Below are 17,360 nucleotides of genomic sequence, written 5' to 3' on the forward strand. Positions count from 1 at the left end.
TTATTCACTCAGTTCAGTAAAATATTTATGGAACAGTGGGATGGTTTCTATCCCTTTGTAGTAGTTAAAAATATCATACTTTTCGTTAGGGGAGTGCAGCGCATCACTATCCAACCCGAAGCCCATCAGTACCGTTTTTAAACCAAGCTCAGCCTCAAACAGAGCAACAATAGGTATGCTACCGCCACCGCGTGTAGGTATAGGCTGCTTGCCAAATGCTTCAGCTATAGCTTTTTGAGCTGCTTTATACGCTACACTATCGGTAGGGGTAACTACCGGTTCGCCGCCATGATGCGGAGTTACCTTAACCTTTACTGTTGACGGTGCTATTTTCAGGAAATGATCTGTAAATAGTTTGGTAATTTCCTCTGATGATTGATTGGGAACCAGCCTCATAGATATTTTAGCATATGCTTTGGATGGTAACACAGTTTTAGCGCCTTCGCCAATATAACCACCCCATATACCGTTTACCTCTAAAGTAGGGCGGGTACCGGTACGCTCAAAAGTAGTGTAGCCTTTTTCGCCCCAAAGTTCGGCTACGTCAAGGTCTCTTTTATATTCCTCTTCATCATAAGGAGCGGCATTGAGCGCTTTGCGTTCGGCCTCTGTTAAATCAATAACATTATCGTAAAAACCCGGGATGGCGATATGATTGTTCTCGTCATGCAGGGAAGCGATAAGTTTGGCCAATATAGTAGCCGGATTTGCTACAGCACCACCATACACACCCGAATGCAGATCGCGGTTTGGCCCGGTAACTTCCACCTCCAGGTAAGAAAGGCCTCTTAAGCCGGTTTCCAGCGAAGGATTTTCCATGCTGATCATGGAGGTGTCCGAGATCAGTACCACATCGGCCTTTAAACGGTTCTTATTTTCTTTTACAAAAATACTCAGGTTTGATGATCCCACTTCTTCCTCACCCTCTATCATGAATTTGATATTACAAGGTAAAGTATCGGTTTTCATCATCAGCTCAAAAGCTTTTACATGCATATAAAACTGGCCTTTATCATCACAGGCACCGCGGGCATAAATTTTACCATCGCGTACGGTTGGTTCAAAAGGCGGGGTTTTCCAAAGCTCCAACGGATCGGGCGGTTGCACATCGTAATGGCCGTATACCAATACGGTAGGTCTAGATGAGTCAATTATCTTTTCGCCGTATACAATAGGGTAACCTGCGGTTTGGCAAACTTCTACATTATCGGCTCCGGCTTCCATTAGTTTTTTGGCTACGTAATCGGCCGTGTTTAAAACATCAGCTTTATACTTAGGATCCGCACTAACAGAGGCGTATCTTAAAAGCTCAAATAATTCGTCTAATAAACGTTGTTTATTCTCTTCTATATATTGCTTTATTACTTGCATATAAATGTAATTTGAAGCAAAGATAACAGTTTATTTGAGGAGGTATGGGGAAGAGGAAGGGTTTTTGTCGGTCTGAGTGTGTCGAATTTCTATAGTATGGTTCGACAAGCTCACCATGACAACAAATTCGCCATGATGAGCCTGACCGTATACTACTAAATAAATTTAATAAGATATTATTCAGTAGCTTTCTCTATAACCACAGCTGTACCGTAGGCCAGTACTTCGGTAATCCCCTGCATAACTTCGTTAGCATCATACCGCATACCTATAATAGCGTTGGCACCCATTGCCTGCGCATGTTGTACCAGTAAATGATAAGCTTCTTCGCGGGCGTTTTCGCAAAGCTCCACATAAACCGAAAGCCTGCCGCCAAATAACGATTGTATGCCTCCGGCAAAATTGCCTACAACGCTGCGGCTGCGAACTGTTATGCCACGTACAACACCTAAGTGTTTAACAACCTTATAACCGTCGAACCCGGTAGCTGTGGTGATAAATGAAGTGTCCATTTTATTTTAATGTTGATATATAGTTAGATGCTATTTCTTTAAAAATGTTACCAAAGCCGGATTAACTATTTCTGGTTGTGCCATGTAAGGCAAGTGTTTAGCATCGTCAACTGGTAAAAACTCCGTTTTTAGTACACTGCGTACAGAGTCGCTGTAGGTAAATGGTACAGTAGTGTCCTCACGGCCCCATGCCAGCATCACTTTTTTGTTTTTGCTGTTCAGTTCAGCATAGGCTTGCCGGGCATTAAACTTATAATGGTATTGAGTTGATACAATAGCGTGTCTAAACCCTTTATACTGCATTTGATCCAGGTACTCGTCAACCCAGTCCGGATGCCGTTCAGGATATTTAAAGTCTTCCAACTGACTTTTAGCACGGTCATCAGCAGTAAAAGTTTCCTTAAATTCGGTAGCCAGTTCGGGCATGGCGGGTTTTGTGAAATCATATACCGGGTCTATAAGAATAACCTTATCAACCATATCGGGGTATTTATTCGTAAAATCTGTAGCTACAGCACCACCAAACGATACCCCAACTAAGCTTACGGGTGCCGTAAGGTCCAGTTTTGCTATTAATTCTTTTAGCTGATCAAGATAAGCGTCGTTATTATAAACTATATCCGGCCTGTCAGAGTAACCCCTGCCGTACTCATCATACCTTAACACCCGGAAACCCGCATCAACAAGGTGTTCGAAGGTTCCGTTCCAGATATAATAGGGAACGCTAAAGCCATGTAGCAGTACAACTACCTTTCCCGTGTCCTGCCCGTCAAGTTCGTAATGGGTAACACCATGGCTTAGTTCCACATAGCTGCCGGGCGTACCTTTGCGGATATTAAAGGAAAGTTCCTTTGTTTCTTTATTAAAGTGAAAATAGAATACAGCAATTACGGCAGCTGCAAAAATCAGTAACACCAGCAAGGTGCCGAAAATTCGTTTTAAGGTTCTCATTTTAGGGGAAGAAGGTTTATTTATTAAAAAATTAAAAGTAGCAGAAATAATTAATTTTGCATGATATAAATAATTCCTGTAAAGAGTATGCGTATTACTATAATTGGCTCCGGCAATGTTGCCACACACCTGTCGGCCGCATTAAAAAACGCGGGTCATAAAATTGTGCAGGTTTACAGCCGTAATATTAACAAAGCTAATTTGCTGGCTTATCATGTAGCAGCCGAACCTATTGACGATATAGTGCTGATTGATGCAAATACCGATATTTTTATCATAGCGGTAAACGATGATGCAGTGGGCGAGATAGCGCGGCAGTTAGCCGGATTTGATATATTAATGGCCCATACTTCCGGTTCGGTGGGGATAAGCACTTTACAGGCATTTACCGATAATGCCGGCGTATTTTATCCTTTACAAACCTTCAGTACCACAAAAGAGCTTGATTTTAGACAGGTGCCTTTATGTGTTGAAGGTGCAGATGAGTTAATTACCAAAACGTTGGAAGAACTGGCCCGTACTGTAAGCAATAATGTTTATCAGGTTAATTCAGAGCAACGTAAGATATTACACCTGTCGGCGGTGTTCGCATGTAATTTCACCAATCATTTATACGGCGTAGCACAGCAGCTTTTAGCGGAGCATAACATGGATTTTAATATGCTGCGTCCGCTGATAGCCGAAACAGCTGATAAGGTTAAACAACACCTGCCCGCAGAAGTACAAACCGGCCCGGCTGTACGTAAGGATGAACAAACCATGCAGAAACATTTGCAAATGCTGGATAATTCGCCACAATTGCAGGAGTTGTACCGCTTACTAAGTCAGGATATTATCAAAAACACTAATGGCCGTAACGGGGACAAGTAATTTTGTTACTTTTGCCAAAATGAATATTTTTAAAGTAAAAATAAACTTCGAGGAAAAGGATCACGAAACGGTAGAACTGCCTATAGCAGAAGGAGAATCGGTTTTAGATGTTTGCCTGGAGAACGGTATTGAATTACAGCATAACTGCGGGGGCGTATGCGGTTGCAGCACCTGCCATATATATGTTAATAAGGGCATGGATAATATCCAGGAGATTTCTGATAAGGAAGAAGATTTCATAGACAGGGCCGTAAATCCACGTATTAATTCGCGTCTGGGTTGCCAGTGTGTGATCATCGATGGTGATATTGAAGTTACCCTGCCTGATCAATCATCCTTTATGGGGCACTAAGTGATACTTAACAAAATTAATTAAGCAAAACGTGTAGCGTATATACGTTTAAGGTAAATACAAATGACAGATAATAAATTCAGCCTTCCCATCCACTGGAACGATTATGAAGATATAGCCATTGAACTTTATGAAAAGTTTGGCGATGATTTTGACGAATCAAAGATATACCGCATACGATTTACCGAGTTGCTGGAATGGGTATTATCCCTGCCCAATTTTGAGGGTACACGTGAGCAATCAAATGAAGGTCACCTGGAGCAAATACAATCTGCCTGGGTATATGAGTGGCGTGATAATCAGTAAATTTTTGCGATAATTGGCGGCTTTTTAAAGCTTAAGATAATTTTCTGTTTGATTTTCGCAGCTTATTGCGCATGCCGTATCATCAGTATATTTATAAAATAAGAACGAGCACATTTAATGGAGTCATTTTTAAACAAACTTAAAGAAATCACCACTTTCATTTTTGATGTTGATGGGGTACTTACTGATGGAACTATCTCGGTAACGGAAACCGGTATACAAAGCCGCGCCTTTAATATTAAAGATGGCTACGCCTTGCAGTTAGCAGTTAAATGTGGTTATAATGTGGCGGCTATATCGGGCAGCAGATCAAAAAGCGCGCTGTTTCGGTTGAATAGTCTGGGCATTACTGATGTATATTTAGGTGCGCATACCAAATCTGAGCGGTTTAAACTTTACGTGGAAGAAAAAAGTATTCACCCGTCAAACGTGTTGTACATGGCGGATGATATCCCCGATCTGGCAGTAATGAAGCTGGTTGGTTTGCCGGTTTGCCCTGCCGACGCTGTGGAAGAAATAAAGGCGATCAGCGCTTTTGTGTCCCCATACGCTGGGGGTAAAGGCTGTGCTCGCGATATTATTGAAAAGGTAATGAAGGTACAGGGCAAATGGATGAATGAACAGGCTTACAGCTGGTAGATTTATTTAACGGTCGAAAAGTTTTTAGAATATGCACACTTTTCCTAAGGTTATTCTGGCGTCAAAATCGCCCCGCAGGCATGAACTGTTGCGGCTGATGGATATTGACTTCAGGGTGGTGCTGAAAGATGTGGACGAATCGTACCCGGAGGGATTATCGCCCGAAGAGATTGCTTTGTTTATTGCTCAAAAAAAAGCGGAAGCATTTGACGAGGAAACTACCGATGAAGTAGTAATTACTGCCGATACTATTGTTAGCGTAGCCGGAAAAATATTAGGTAAACCGGAAACTCCCGAGCAAGCCATGGAAATGCTGCGGTTATTATCAGGCAAGGTACATCAGGTTATAACCGGGGTTTGTTTATTATACCAGCATCAGTACAATAAATTTTTTGATGTTTCTGAAGTTTTCTTCCGGGAATTGACGGATGAAGAGATCAAAAGCTATGTAGATAAATATAAGCCTTTTGATAAGGCAGGTTCATACGGCATACAGGAACGCATTGGTATTATTGGCATTGAGCGCATAAACGGCTCTTACACCAATGTGGTTGGTTTACCTACCGAAAAACTGTACCAGCAGTTAAAACGAATAAAATAAAATTTTGTAAATAGTTATACGAAAGGGGCGGTAATTTTTACCGCCCCTTTCGCTTTATTTTATATTTATGGAATTGTTGCCTCTGTTTATGTCAGGCAGGGCGTTATCAGGGTCAATAGTTACATTTACCGCCTGTTGTGTGGTTGGCAGGTTATAAGATGTAACCTTATTTTGCAGCCAGGTTTCTACCGGGAAGTACGTGCGTTGTTTAGTCCCATCTTTTAAGGTTACTTCTACTGTAAAAGGCATTGCCATAGCTTCTTTATTGGCCACAATTATTTTAATGCCTTTAGTATAATCATCATTTACGTATTGAGCGCTTATGAGTGCTATATCCAGTTTGTAGTTGTTATAGAACCATCCTTTCCAAAACCAGGAAAGATCTTCGCCTGCACCGTTATCCATCGAGCGGAAAAAGTCTTCGGGCTGTGGGTGTTTATAGGCCCATTTATTAATGTAGTTTTTAAAGGCATAGTCAAATCTGTCCTTACCCAAAATTTGCTCGCGCAGTAATATCAAACCAAAGGCGGGTTTAAAATAAGTAAGCGGATGGCGATACCTCTCAGATATGGCATCGGGCTGTGTCATAATTGTTGGCGAGTTAGGATCAACTATCGAAGGGATGATCTCATCCGCCGGATTGCCGCCATGCGGAGCATATTCGCCATCGCGTTTAGGAGCGTATTCCCCTTTGTTAAATACATCAGATGCGTAAACATCAATAAAGGTGTTAAAGCCCTCATCCATCCAGGCAAAACGCCTTTCATCGCTGCCTACTATCATCGGAAACCAGTTGTGGCCTATTTCGTGCGCGGTAACCCAAAACAGTTCCTTTCCTTTATCGGTGATACCATCAAACACAATACCCGGATATTCCATGCCGCCTGCTATACCGGCTTCGTTAATAGCAACGGGGTAAGGGTAAACAAACCATTTTTGGGAAAAGTATTCGATCGACCCCTTTAAATATTCTGTAGCACGTCCCCAGGCATCATCGCCTTCGCTTTCCACCGGGTAAACCGACATGGCCATCGACTTTTTACCGCCGGGCAAATTAACCCTTGCGGCATCCCATATATAGGCATTTGATGCACCAAAGGCTACATCGCGGGTGTTATGCATTATAAAATGCCAGGTTAACGTGCCTTTGCTCACCGGTCTTGATTTAGGGTCGCCTATTTCAGCGGCACTGCGTATCATTACGGTTTTATCGCTTTTACGTGCCTGTGCAAGAAGGTTTATCTGTTTGGCGGTTAGCACCTCCTGCGGGTTCATCAATTCGCCTGAGCCCGCCACGATCATGTCCCAGGGGACGGTAACCTTATAATCAATGTCGCCATATTCCAGGTAAAACTCTCCGCTGCCTAAAAATGGCGCGGTGTCCCAGCCGCGGGAGTCATCATACACACACATCCGGGGGTACCATTGTGCAATTTCATAGATCTTGCCATTTTTGGTGTCAACATAATCGGTACGCCCACCAAAGTTACCGGGGATGGTATAGTGGTACCTGATAAGCAGATTTACCTTGCCGCCGTTTGCCGCAACTGCTGATGGCAGACGCACCTGCATACGGGTATCGGTAATTATATAATTAACCTTAGTGGCTTTGCCGTTTTGCAGGATAGAAACTGATTCTACCTGGTATCCGTCGGTATGTTTGGTAGCCTGCCTGCCGGTTACAAAGTTTGAGCGTGCGTTTTCTTTATAGGTGTTTTGATCCATGTGCAGCCACAAATACGGAAGCGCATCCGGACTGTTGTTCGTATAACTGATATTATCCGTTCCGCTGATGGTTTTGGCAACCGTATCCAACTTAACATCCAGTTTGTAATCGACCCGGTTTTGCCAGTATTTTGGGCCGGGTGAACCATTTGCCGAATGAAATTCATTCCCTTTATCCATATAAGGCAAGGTGTTAAATAACACTTCGGGTTGGTAATTAGAAATGATAGTGTCGGGTAAATTGTTTCCTCTTCTGCGTTGAGCCTGGGTAGCAAGTGCGCAAAATAACAACAATACGGAGCAGGTGTAACGTTTTTTCATGTGATCGTATTAAGCAAAGCAATATACGAATGATAAGTTACTCCTATAAAACAGGTTTATAAAATTGCTGTTACGTTAGCATCCCAACCATAACGCCTTCTTTTAACGAGTAGGTGGACATGATGACATCATCGAGTTTTAATTGCTGCATCATATAGCGGGTTATTAAAGCCGCTACTACGATCATATCTACCCGTACCGGGATAATGCCTTTGGTTTCGGCACGCTGTTGATGTGATGACACCTGCAGCCTGCTGATAAGCTGCAAAAGCTCGCCGGGTTTAAATTGATAAGTGGGGGTGGTCTTCAAATTGAATTTGTGACCTTTTTCTGTTTCAATAACCTCGGCAAAGCTTTCAAATGCTCCGGAAGATCCTATTAAGCTGGTTAAGTTGTAGGCCTTTACGGCATCGAATAGTAATGGGAGCTTTTCGTCAAGATACTTACATAAATCAGTCACTGATGCCGCAGGTATAGGGTCTTGCTGATGAAATTTGTCCATTAGCCGGGCGGCTCCTATCTCAAAACTGTGTTTCCAGTATATTTGGTGGTGGTCGCATATTATAAATTCCACACTGCCACCGCCAATATCCATAATAAGTGATGGCGATTTGCTTAAACAGCCGCTTGCCTTAATACCTTCGTAAATATAAGTAGCTTCCCGGTCGCCGTTTATGATCTTTATCTGCAGACCGGTTTGTTTTTTTACTTCGCTTATGAAATCTTTCCCGTTTGATGCATTGCGCAGTGCAGATGTGGCAATGGCATGCACTTTTTGTGTTTTATGCTCCTCAATTGTTTTGGCGAACTTATGCATAGCAGCAATGCCCCGGTCAAAAGCCTCTGGCTGTATAATGTTCTTGTTTATGCCGCCCTCGCCTAATTTTACCGCTTCCGTTTCATGATGAATTTCTTTGATCTCATCACCCTGCATTTCGGCGATCAATAAATGAAAGGTATTGGTACCTAAGTCCATTACGGCAACCGGTGTACTATTATTAAGATGGGGGTTTTTATCAGGCATGTTATTTAAAATAAAAAATCCCTGTAAAAGTTTTAGCCTTTAAGGGATTTTAGTTTATGATAGGTACAGGTATGTTATTCTTTATAGAAGAACCATTTTGAAAGTTCCTTGTAGCTTGTTTTTTTACCATACATTAAAATACCAACACGGTAAATGCGTGATGCTACCCAGGTAGTAAATAAAAAGCCCACTACCATCATGAACATGGATATGGCCAACTGCCAGGCCGGTACACCAAATGGCACCCTTACCATCATGGCCACAGGGGCGGTAAATGGTATAACAGAAAGCCAGAAAGCCAGTGTACTATCCGGGTTATTGATGAGGAACGAAAAGGATAAGATGTAGGTGAACAGCAGGGGCAGCGTAATGGGGAACATAAACTGCTGCGTTTCCGTTTCGCTGTCCACAGCGGAGCCTACTGCGGCAAATAATGCGCTGTAAAGTAAATACCCCGTAAGGAAGTAAAAAACAAAACAACTTAATATATACCCGAAATTAATAGTTTTAAGGCTGTTAAAGAAACCCATTGCCGGACTTTGCGGTACATCAGCAGATGGCGTTGAAGCAGAAGCTGAATCTTTTTGCGGCGATGTATGTACCTGTACGGGTTGATTTTTACTTACCTGCTCTTTTTGGGGTTGGGTAATGGCATCCTTAATAAATACCTTGCCCGCTACTACAGTAACGGCAGTAGATAATATGATCCATAAGAAAAACTGCGTTAAGCCAACCGCGCCTACACCAATAATTTTACCCAGCATCAGTTGAAATGGCTTTACAGACGATACAATAACTTCAATTATACGGCTGGTTTTTTCTTCGATAACCCCGCGCATTACCTGCGCGCCATATATAAACAAGGAAAGATAAATGAGAATAGCTCCTGCAATACCCACACCATAAGCGGCGCCAATGCTGGAGTCTTCTTCACCTTTATCGGTGATTTGCCGTGCATCAATGGAAATATCGCTTTTTATTGCATGCAGTTTAGCCGTATCAATGCCAGCCTTTACCATGCTGTTGCCCGATGCGATATCGCTCATCTGGTCGTTGATGTCTGTAATTATGGTAAAGTTTGGTTTCTTTTTAGAGAAGATCTTTACGGCATCCTTTTTTTCATAATTGGCAGGAATGATCAATAAAAAATCATCCTCATTTTTACGCAGGTCATCTTTCGCTTTGGTTATGCCTTCCGTCGTGGTTTGGAATTTTATATTTTTATGATCTTCGAATTTACCCTGGAATACGCCACTATCATCTTTCACCCTAACTGTACGCTCCTTATTCAATTCGTCGCTATTGGTGGCTATCAGGTATATTATGCCATACATTACCAGTATCAATCCCGGTACAAGCAGGGTCATCACTATAAATGATTTCTTTTTAACACGAACTAAATATTCGCGTTGTATAATCAGTAAAACTTTATTCATCGCCTGATCTTTTTTGGTTTACTTTTTCAATGAAAATTTCGTGCATACTCGGAATAACCTCCTGCAGCATATTAATATGTGTTTTTGGTATAAGATACTGCAACACATCATTTGATGAGTGTGCCTCGCTAAGCTGTACCTTTAACATATGGCTGTTATCATCGCTAAGCTGCTCTTTTAAAATTTCAAACGGCTGCGATCCATCAAATTCCAGTTTATAGCCTGTATATTCAATAAGGTAGGTGTTATTACGATACGAGTTGCGAATATCTTTTACCCTGCCATCTAATATTTTGTGTGATTTATTAATGAGTGCAATAGAATTACATAATTCCTCAACAGATTCCATCCGGTGGGTGGAGAATAATATGGTTGATCCCTTACGGTTAAGTTCCAGTATTTCGTCCTTAATTACCTCTGTATTTACGGGGTCAAACCCGCTGAATGGTTCATCCAGAATGATCAGATCAGGCTCATGTAACACGGTGGCCACAAATTGGGCTTTTTGCTGCATCCCTTTGGAGAGTTCCTCTATTTTTTTATTCCACCAACCCTGTATCTCCAGTTTCTCAAACCAATATTTTATTCGTTTGGTGGCTTCGGCTCGGCTTAAGCCTTTTAAACGGGCCAGGTAGATCATCTGCTCACCTATCTCCATTTTTTTATAAAGTCCGCGCTCTTCGGGCAGGTAACCAATACGTTCAATGTGCGACTGGTTAAGCTTTTCGCCGTTAAAGTAGATCTCTCCTGAATCGGGTGCTGTAATTTGATTGATGATACGGATGAGCGAAGTTTTGCCGGCGCCGTTTGGCCCTAATAAACCAAAAATGGTTCCCTTTTCAACTTCTAAACTCACATCGCTTAAAGCGCGATGTCCCGCGTATTGTTTAACAATATTGCGTATGCTCAGCATAGTAAAAATGTAGTTTATTTGTAATTTAGATGTAAACCCCGTGGGTTTGTTACAAATACCTTTTAATAAAAAACTAATCTGAATACGACAAAAAAGCCCGGAATCAATAATCCCGGGCTGTATATTTTAGTAATAATAATCTTATTCAAAATATTCCTTCATCCGTTCAAAAAAGCTTTTCTCGTTTTTGCCGGGGTTAGGTTTAAAGTTGGGCGAGCCCTGTAATTTTTCTAAAGCTTCGCGCTCTTCGCGGCTAAGCGCCTTTGGCGTCCAGATGTTGATGTGTATCAATTGATCTCCCCGGTGGTAAGAATTTACCTCCGGTACGCCCTTGCTTTTTAACCGTAGTATTTTACCCCCTTGTGTGCCCGGCTCAATTTTAATTTTAGCCTTGCCATCAATGGTAGGTACTTCTACACTGGTGCCTAAAGCGGCATCTACAAAGTTTACATGCAAATCATATATCACATTATTTCCGTCGCGCTTTAAAGTTTCGTGCGGTATTTCTTCTATCAGGATGATCAGATCACCCGGTACACCACCACGCGGAGCAGCGTTCCCTTTGCCACTCATGCTGAGTTGCATACCCTCGCTTACACCTGCAGGTACATTAATGGTAATGGTTTCTTCGCCGCGTACAACACCGTCGCCGTGGCAAACATTACACTTAGAAGTAATAACAGAACCTTCGCCGTTACAGGTAGGGCAGGTGCTGGTAGTTTGCATCTGGCCCAAAATGGTATTGGTTACCCGGCGTACAGAGCCCGCACCTCCGCAAGTTTTACAGGTTTGGAAGGATGACCTGTCTTTAGCGCCTGTACCGTCACAAGTTTTACAAATTATTTGTTTGTTTACCTTTATTTTCTTTTCGGCGCCGTTGGCAACCTCTTCAAGTGTTAAGCGTACTTTAATGCGCAGGTTACTACCACGGGCCACGCGTCTGCCGCCGCCTTGCCTGCCACTGCCACCAAAGAAACCTTCAAATGGACTGCCGCCGCCAAAAATGTCCCCAAACTGGCTAAATATATCGTCCATGTTCATGCCGCCGCCATAGCCGCCACCGCTTGCTGATTGCGCATTTGCCGCATGGCCAAACTGGTCGTACCGCTGGCGTTTTTCGGGAGAACTTAATACTTCGTAAGCTTCTGCCGCTTCCTTGAACTTTTCTTCGGCCGCTTTATCTCCCTCATTTTTATCTGGATGATATTTGATAGCCATTTTACGATATGCTTTTTTTATCTCATCAGCATCAGCCCCTTTGGTAACACCAAGCACATCGTAATAATCTCTTTTAGCCATATTTTATTTCGGATTTCGAATTCGTGTTTTTGTATATAATTAGTTGAATATCAGCGTTGATCTATGATCAGGCTCCAACTACTACCTTGGCAAAACGTACAACTTTATCATTAAGCTGATATCCTTTTTCCATTTCGTCTAATATTTTACCCTTCATATCGTCACTTGGTGCAGGTATGTTGGTAATGGCTTCATGCAAATCAGGATCAAAATCAGCACCTAAGGACTGCATTTCGTGCAAGCCTTTTTGGGTAAGGATGTTTTTCAGCTTATTTTGTATAAGCGAAACACCTTCCTTTACTGAAATTATATCGTTCGCACTTTCCATTGAGCGCAATGCGCGTTCAAAATCGTCCAGTACGGGTAGCAATGCCACAATTACATCTTTACCTTCGGTTTTGCGGGCTTCCTCACGTTCTTTTACCGTTCTGCGGCGAAAATTGTCGAACTCGGCATAAAGCCTTAAATACTTATCATTTGCCTGTGACAATTCTTCTTTAAATTTATCCTCAGCCGACGGTGTTTCATCTACCTTTTCAGCAGAATTTTCCTGCTCCTGCGCGTCAGTTTGTCCGTTTTCGTTTTCCATTTCAACCATATTTTCAGGTTTGTTTGAATTTTCTTTATTCTTTTTCTTCAACATGTCATTAAAATTCATAACTGATAGTGCTAATCAAGTATCCTGCCATCAGCATAAACGCGACAAGCTGTCAGCCAAAATGTTTTTTTTGTGTTTTTGATGCAAAAAAATGGCAGTATTTACCTTATAAAAGCATATAAAAATGAGCGATCCGATTTCCGTCTTGCTATTTATCCGATGTTAACATCTTCGAGTACGCGGCCGTTTTCGCATTTAATGATACGCGAAGGAAAGGTGCGGATAATATGATAATCGTGCGTAGCAACTACCACTGCTGTTCCCGATAAACTGATCTGTTTTAATAATAAAACAATTTCTTCTGAAGTATCGGGGTCAAGATTTCCGGTTGGTTCATCTGCTAATATAATCTCGGGGTTATTAAGCAGTGCACGGGCTATAACCACTCGCTGCTGCTCGCCACCTGATAGCTCATGCGGCATCTTTTTTAATTTGGAGCGTAACCCAACTTTTTCGAGTACATCTAAAATACGATCGGCTATTTGTTTTTTGTCTGTCCAGCCGGTGGCGCGCATAACAAACTGCAGGTTTTGCTCTACAGACCGGTCTGTAAGTAATTGAAAATCCTGGAAAACTATACCCAGCTTACGACGCAGAAAAGGTATATCCTTGTCGGCCAGTTTGCCTAAAGCATACCCAACAGCATAACCCGAGCCGCTTGAAATGTACAGATCGCCATATAATATTTTTAGCAGACTGCTTTTTCCTGAACCGGTTTGCCCGATAAGCCAGATAAAATCTCCTTTGTCAATATGTAAATTTACATTTGACAGTACCAGGTGTTTTTGCTGAAAAATATCAACGCCGTTTAATTTTACTATGGTGTTTTCGATCATTTTTATAGCTCCAATTTTAATATTTTACCAAAGGGCAGGTCTTTGATAAGATTCATAATATAATCGTATTTATCACTAAGCCCTATTTTATCTAATGATTTTTCGGGCCTGTCCACTCTGAAATATGCAAGCAACGTAAATTTATCATCACGTAGTTGTACATAATCCGGAATTTTAGCTACGCCTTTTACTTTTATTATATACATTTTAAAGTTCAGCCTTAAAAGCTATTATGAACAGGTGTTTTTTTGTTGCCTTTTTGCTTTCGCCCAAAGGTATTGTAATTTTAAAGATTTGACAAAAATTCCATCGTATCTACATTGTCGGCATAATCCCAAAGTTTAGGATACTGGCTTTGGCCAAAACCTGTTACTTGTGTTTTTGTTTGCAGGGTCATGTTGGTAACAACACATTGCAATTCATTTTCTTGCCTGTTCAATTGTTCTTTCAGTTGTTGCTGGTTGGTATAATTTTCATAATACAAGGCAGAAAGGGGGGAAGTAAGCCTGGTATCAGGTTTTAATAACAAAAAACCATTATCTAAATGCTCATCGCGGTTTACCAGGTAGATGGATTTATTATAATCGTAATTGTTATTGTATTTATGGTGATGTATTATAGCCTGATGCCCTTCAATTGATTCAAAAAAGAAATTGAAGTTATAGCTATCCGGCACAAATAATTTTGAAACGTTACGACAGCCAAGGCCATAATAGTCAAAAATATCATTACCGAGTTTAAATAATTCATCCGCAGTTTCCTGTCCTGATAAAACGGCTATGCTATTGCGGTTTTTACGGATAATGTGCGGCACCTTACTAAAGTAGTATTCAAAATAGCGGGAAGTGTTATTGCTTCCGGTGGCGATAATGGCATCGAAATTTTCTAAACGGTCAACAAAACTGAATTTGTTTTTATAGTCGTCGTTTATTTGCACTAATAAATTAAGCACGTATTTAATTAGTCTTGTATCCTGCGAGGACGCCTTGATAAGCGCGTGGTTACCGCTTATCAGCGCGCATAATACATCGTGAAACCCCACAAGCGGTATGTTTCCGGCGAGTACTAAACCAACTTTTTTCTGTGATGTGTTATTTGCGGGGGGGTAATTATTCAGCCATTTTTCTAAATCATCCCTGTTTAGCATAGCGCCGTTGGCTTTAACCGCTTTTAATACGCTTTCCGGCGTAAACCAGGCGTTATAATGGCGTTCCGACTCAATTATTTGCATTAGTTCTGCATCGGGATGACTTAAGCGATCTCCTAACCTGCTGAAAGTATTTATAATAGTAGCAATATCTGATTTTGACATATATATGTTAAGGTTTTAAACCCTTGAGGTGTTTTTTTGTTATATTTGCAAGCCTGAATATTTCGGGCAAAGTTAATTGAGAATATAAGACTTTTTTAAAATATGGCGATAATAATCACCGATGAATGCATAAACTGCGGAGCCTGCGAGCCAGAGTGTCCCAATAATGCTATTTATGATGCAGGCGCTTCGTGGCGTTTTTCTGATGGTACGGGCTTAAAGGGAGTAATTGATTTTGGCGACGGGAATACGTTGAACGCAGAAGAGGCCCAGGCTGCTTTGTCTGACGATATTTATTATATCGTTCCGGATAAATGTACAGAGTGTGTTGGTTTTCATGATGAGCCGCAATGTGCTGCTGTTTGCCCTGTGGACTGCTGTGTGGATGACGAGGATGTACGTGAAACTAAAGAAGAATTACTGGCCAAAAAAGATTGGCTGCATATGGATGAATAGCATTTAAGTTCATTTAAAAAAAGGGGAGGCAATGTTTTGCTTCCCCTTTTTTTGTATGCGAACCTTTTTTTTATTTTTTGCGTAGAAGTTGTCATTATATGGAATACGGAATTTGTAATCTTGCTATAGTACCCCTTCGTGCGGAACCCAGCGATCGCAGCGAAATGATATCGCAACTATTGTTTGGTGAAGCTTTTGAGATAACCGAATGGACAAACAAATGGGCAAAAATTACCATGGCGATCGATGGTTACAGCGGATGGGTAGACAGGTTACAATTTACCATGTTAGGGCATATGGCTTATAAAAGCCTGCTGCAAAAGCCCGCTAAACTAACTTACAGACCCGTTACCCAGGCCTGGAAAATTATTGATAACTCCGTTATATTTTTGGCCGCCGGAAGTTCACTGGCTTTTTTAGAAGGTACAAGCAGTTTTATCGGCAACCAAAAATTTGAAATTATAGGGGAAATAGGAGAGAAGGATCATATTGCCAATATTGCCAAATCTTATTTAAACACGCCGTATTTGTGGGGAGGAAGAACTCATTTCGGTATTGATTGCTCGGGCCTTTCGCAGGTGGTGTACCGCCTTTGTGGAAAAAACATACCGCGTGATGCCTATTTACAGGCCGAATACGGGCAGGAGGTAAGTACTTTAAGTAAAGCGAAACTGGGCGACCTCGCTTTTTTTGATAATGAGGAAGGGCGTATAACCCACGTAGGCATTATTTTAAACCATGGCCAGATATTACATGCCTCAGGCAAGGTGAAGATTGACAGGATTGATGATGAAGGAATTTATTCGGAAGAGCAAAAACGTTACACTCATAAACTGAGTACTTTAAGGCGTTATTTTTAAAATTGTATATCCCAGCAGATTACTTTTTTATCATCACTGATAGATAGTAACTGATCGCCGTTCCAGGCCAGTTTGTTAACCGACAGGGCATGACTATCATACCCTTTTTCACGACTGATATTTTTGTAGAGTTTAAAATCATCTGCCCCCCAAATTTTAATGCTTTTATCCATACTTGCAGTTGCAAAATATGGCCGTGACGGATGGAAAAGGATATGGTTTACCGCGAAAAGGTGCGCAGGAATGTTATGAATAAGCGAATAGGTTTTGGTATCCCATATTTTTACCTGTGCATCGCGAGCGCCGGATAACAGGAGGTCGGAATTTGGGGCAAATGCTATAGCAAAGACAGACATGGTATGCCCGATGAGTACCTTTATTAAGCTATAATCCTGAGCATCGTAGATGATAACACGATTATCCCGGCAGCCAAAAGCAATCCTGTCTTCCTGCTGATTAACTGTTATGCAACGGATGGTGTCATCTGCTACATTTATGGTATGCAATAATTCAAGGGTTTTTAAACTCCATACTGATACCGACCCATCTTCGGACGCTACCAATAACTCGTCCTTTTTAATTACCGATTTTATGTCAAAAACAGGTTTGACATGATGACGTAACCTGTGAGTTATTTTTTGCTCAATAAAGTTAAACACCAAAACTTCGCCGCTACGCAAACCCGCGAATAATAAGGGATAGCCCGCTGGGCAATGCAACGCATAAATAGAAGCAGGCACCGGGAACATCACTTTAATAAAAGCATTCTCTTTCAGGCTCCACTCTACTACCCCTTTATCATTACCTCCCGTAAATAATATTCCGGGTTTTTGTGAAAGCTCCAATGTGAAAATAGGGTTACTATGGCCGGTAAGTTCAGCTGTTTTTTGTGCTTGCATATGCTAATTTAGTAGATGA

At 41.6% G+C, this 17,360-nt stretch carries 20 protein-coding genes; 7 read left to right on the plus strand and 13 right to left on the minus strand.

Annotated elements, in window-relative coordinates; all coding sequences use genetic code 11:
- The 3 genes from I5M19_RS16520 to I5M19_RS16530 form a co-directional block, all read right to left on the minus strand.
- Positions 1 to 1,371 carry a dipeptidase gene (locus I5M19_RS16520; protein WP_200067461.1) on the minus strand — a complete coding sequence of 457 codons (1,371 nt, stop codon included), beginning with the start codon at positions 1,369 to 1,371 and terminating at the stop codon, positions 1 to 3.
- Between the two features lie 176 nt (positions 1,372 to 1,547).
- On the minus strand, positions 1,548 to 1,883 hold the full coding sequence (locus tag I5M19_RS16525) for a YbjQ family protein (protein ID WP_200067462.1): 336 nt from the start codon (positions 1,881 to 1,883) through the stop codon (positions 1,548 to 1,550).
- A 30-nt stretch (positions 1,884 to 1,913) separates the two neighbouring features.
- Positions 1,914 to 2,834, minus strand: a complete 921-nt coding sequence (locus tag I5M19_RS16530) for an alpha/beta fold hydrolase (protein ID WP_200067463.1) — start codon at positions 2,832 to 2,834, stop codon at positions 1,914 to 1,916.
- Positions 2,835 to 2,921: 87 nt separating this feature from the next.
- On the opposite strand from I5M19_RS16530, the gene I5M19_RS16535 reads away from it, so the two are divergent.
- From I5M19_RS16535 to I5M19_RS16555, 5 genes are all read left to right on the plus strand, one after another.
- Positions 2,922 to 3,704 (plus strand): Rossmann-like and DUF2520 domain-containing protein, encoded by a 783-nt coding sequence (locus tag I5M19_RS16535; RefSeq protein ID WP_200067464.1) that lies wholly within the window; start codon positions 2,922 to 2,924, stop codon positions 3,702 to 3,704.
- A 19-nt stretch (positions 3,705 to 3,723) separates the two neighbouring features.
- Complete coding sequence (locus I5M19_RS16540; RefSeq protein WP_200067465.1) at positions 3,724 to 4,056, plus strand: 2Fe-2S iron-sulfur cluster-binding protein; 333 nt, start codon at positions 3,724 to 3,726, stop codon at positions 4,054 to 4,056.
- A gap of 63 nt (positions 4,057 to 4,119) precedes the next feature.
- Entirely contained in the window at positions 4,120 to 4,362 is a 243-nt protein-coding gene (gene iscX / locus I5M19_RS16545; protein ID WP_200067466.1) for a Fe-S cluster assembly protein IscX, read from the plus strand.
- Between the two features lie 117 nt (positions 4,363 to 4,479).
- Positions 4,480 to 5,001: a KdsC family phosphatase gene (locus I5M19_RS16550; protein ID WP_200067467.1), complete on the plus strand. Its 522-nt coding sequence runs from the start codon at positions 4,480 to 4,482 to the stop codon at positions 4,999 to 5,001.
- A gap of 31 nt (positions 5,002 to 5,032) precedes the next feature.
- Positions 5,033 to 5,602 carry a Maf family protein gene (locus tag I5M19_RS16555; RefSeq protein WP_200067468.1) on the plus strand — a complete coding sequence of 190 codons (570 nt, stop codon included), beginning with the start codon at positions 5,033 to 5,035 and terminating at the stop codon, positions 5,600 to 5,602.
- A 54-nt stretch (positions 5,603 to 5,656) separates the two neighbouring features.
- On the opposite strand, the gene I5M19_RS16560 is transcribed toward I5M19_RS16555, so the two are convergent.
- The 9 genes from I5M19_RS16560 to I5M19_RS16600 form a co-directional block, all read right to left on the minus strand.
- Entirely contained in the window at positions 5,657 to 7,648 is a 1,992-nt protein-coding gene (locus I5M19_RS16560) for a M1 family metallopeptidase (protein ID WP_200067469.1), read from the minus strand.
- 70 nt (positions 7,649 to 7,718) lie between these two features.
- The gene (locus I5M19_RS16565) at positions 7,719 to 8,672 is read right to left on the minus strand and encodes a Ppx/GppA phosphatase family protein (protein WP_200067470.1); all 954 of its coding nucleotides are present in this window, start codon (positions 8,670 to 8,672) and stop codon (positions 7,719 to 7,721) included.
- Between the two features lie 74 nt (positions 8,673 to 8,746).
- Positions 8,747 to 10,108, minus strand: a complete 1,362-nt coding sequence (locus I5M19_RS16570; RefSeq protein ID WP_200067471.1) for an ABC transporter permease — start codon at positions 10,106 to 10,108, stop codon at positions 8,747 to 8,749.
- Positions 10,101 to 11,021 carry an ABC transporter ATP-binding protein gene (locus tag I5M19_RS16575; protein WP_200067472.1) on the minus strand — a complete coding sequence of 307 codons (921 nt, stop codon included), beginning with the start codon at positions 11,019 to 11,021 and terminating at the stop codon, positions 10,101 to 10,103. Before I5M19_RS16575 ends, I5M19_RS16570 begins: the two co-directional genes overlap by 8 nt.
- Positions 11,022 to 11,162: 141 nt before the next feature.
- Positions 11,163 to 12,320: a molecular chaperone DnaJ gene (dnaJ, locus tag I5M19_RS16580; protein WP_200067473.1), complete on the minus strand. Its 1,158-nt coding sequence runs from the start codon at positions 12,318 to 12,320 to the stop codon at positions 11,163 to 11,165.
- 67 nt (positions 12,321 to 12,387) lie between these two features.
- On the minus strand, positions 12,388 to 12,978 hold the full coding sequence (locus I5M19_RS16585) for a nucleotide exchange factor GrpE (RefSeq protein ID WP_235985865.1): 591 nt from the start codon (positions 12,976 to 12,978) through the stop codon (positions 12,388 to 12,390).
- A 152-nt stretch (positions 12,979 to 13,130) separates the two neighbouring features.
- Positions 13,131 to 13,814, minus strand: a complete 684-nt coding sequence (locus I5M19_RS16590; protein WP_200067474.1) for a cell division ATP-binding protein FtsE — start codon at positions 13,812 to 13,814, stop codon at positions 13,131 to 13,133.
- A 2-nt stretch (positions 13,815 to 13,816) separates the two neighbouring features.
- Entirely contained in the window at positions 13,817 to 14,020 is a 204-nt protein-coding gene (locus I5M19_RS16595) for a fructose-6-phosphate aldolase (RefSeq protein WP_200067475.1), read from the minus strand.
- Between the two features lie 80 nt (positions 14,021 to 14,100).
- Positions 14,101 to 15,126, minus strand: coding sequence for an acyl-CoA reductase (locus I5M19_RS16600; RefSeq protein ID WP_200067476.1), 1,026 nt, complete (start codon positions 15,124 to 15,126; stop codon positions 14,101 to 14,103).
- 102 nt (positions 15,127 to 15,228) lie between these two features.
- Here I5M19_RS16600 and I5M19_RS16605 point away from each other — a divergent pair, with 102 nt between their 5' ends.
- Both I5M19_RS16605 and I5M19_RS16610 read left to right on the plus strand, forming a co-directional pair.
- The gene (locus tag I5M19_RS16605; protein WP_200067477.1) at positions 15,229 to 15,582 is read left to right on the plus strand and encodes a 4Fe-4S dicluster domain-containing protein; all 354 of its coding nucleotides are present in this window, start codon (positions 15,229 to 15,231) and stop codon (positions 15,580 to 15,582) included.
- Positions 15,583 to 15,680: 98 nt separating this feature from the next.
- Entirely contained in the window at positions 15,681 to 16,442 is a 762-nt protein-coding gene (locus tag I5M19_RS16610) for a C40 family peptidase (RefSeq protein WP_200067478.1), read from the plus strand.
- On the opposite strand, the gene I5M19_RS16615 is transcribed toward I5M19_RS16610, so the two are convergent.
- Entirely contained in the window at positions 16,439 to 17,341 is a 903-nt protein-coding gene (locus I5M19_RS16615; RefSeq protein ID WP_200067479.1) for a WD40 repeat domain-containing protein, read from the minus strand. The two genes, I5M19_RS16610 and I5M19_RS16615, sit on opposite strands and share 4 nt — an antisense overlap.
- Positions 17,342 to 17,360 lie beyond the last annotated feature (19 nt).

Source organism: Mucilaginibacter segetis, assembly GCF_016522075.1.
GTDB classification, from domain to species: domain Bacteria; phylum Bacteroidota; class Bacteroidia; order Sphingobacteriales; family Sphingobacteriaceae; genus Mucilaginibacter; species Mucilaginibacter segetis.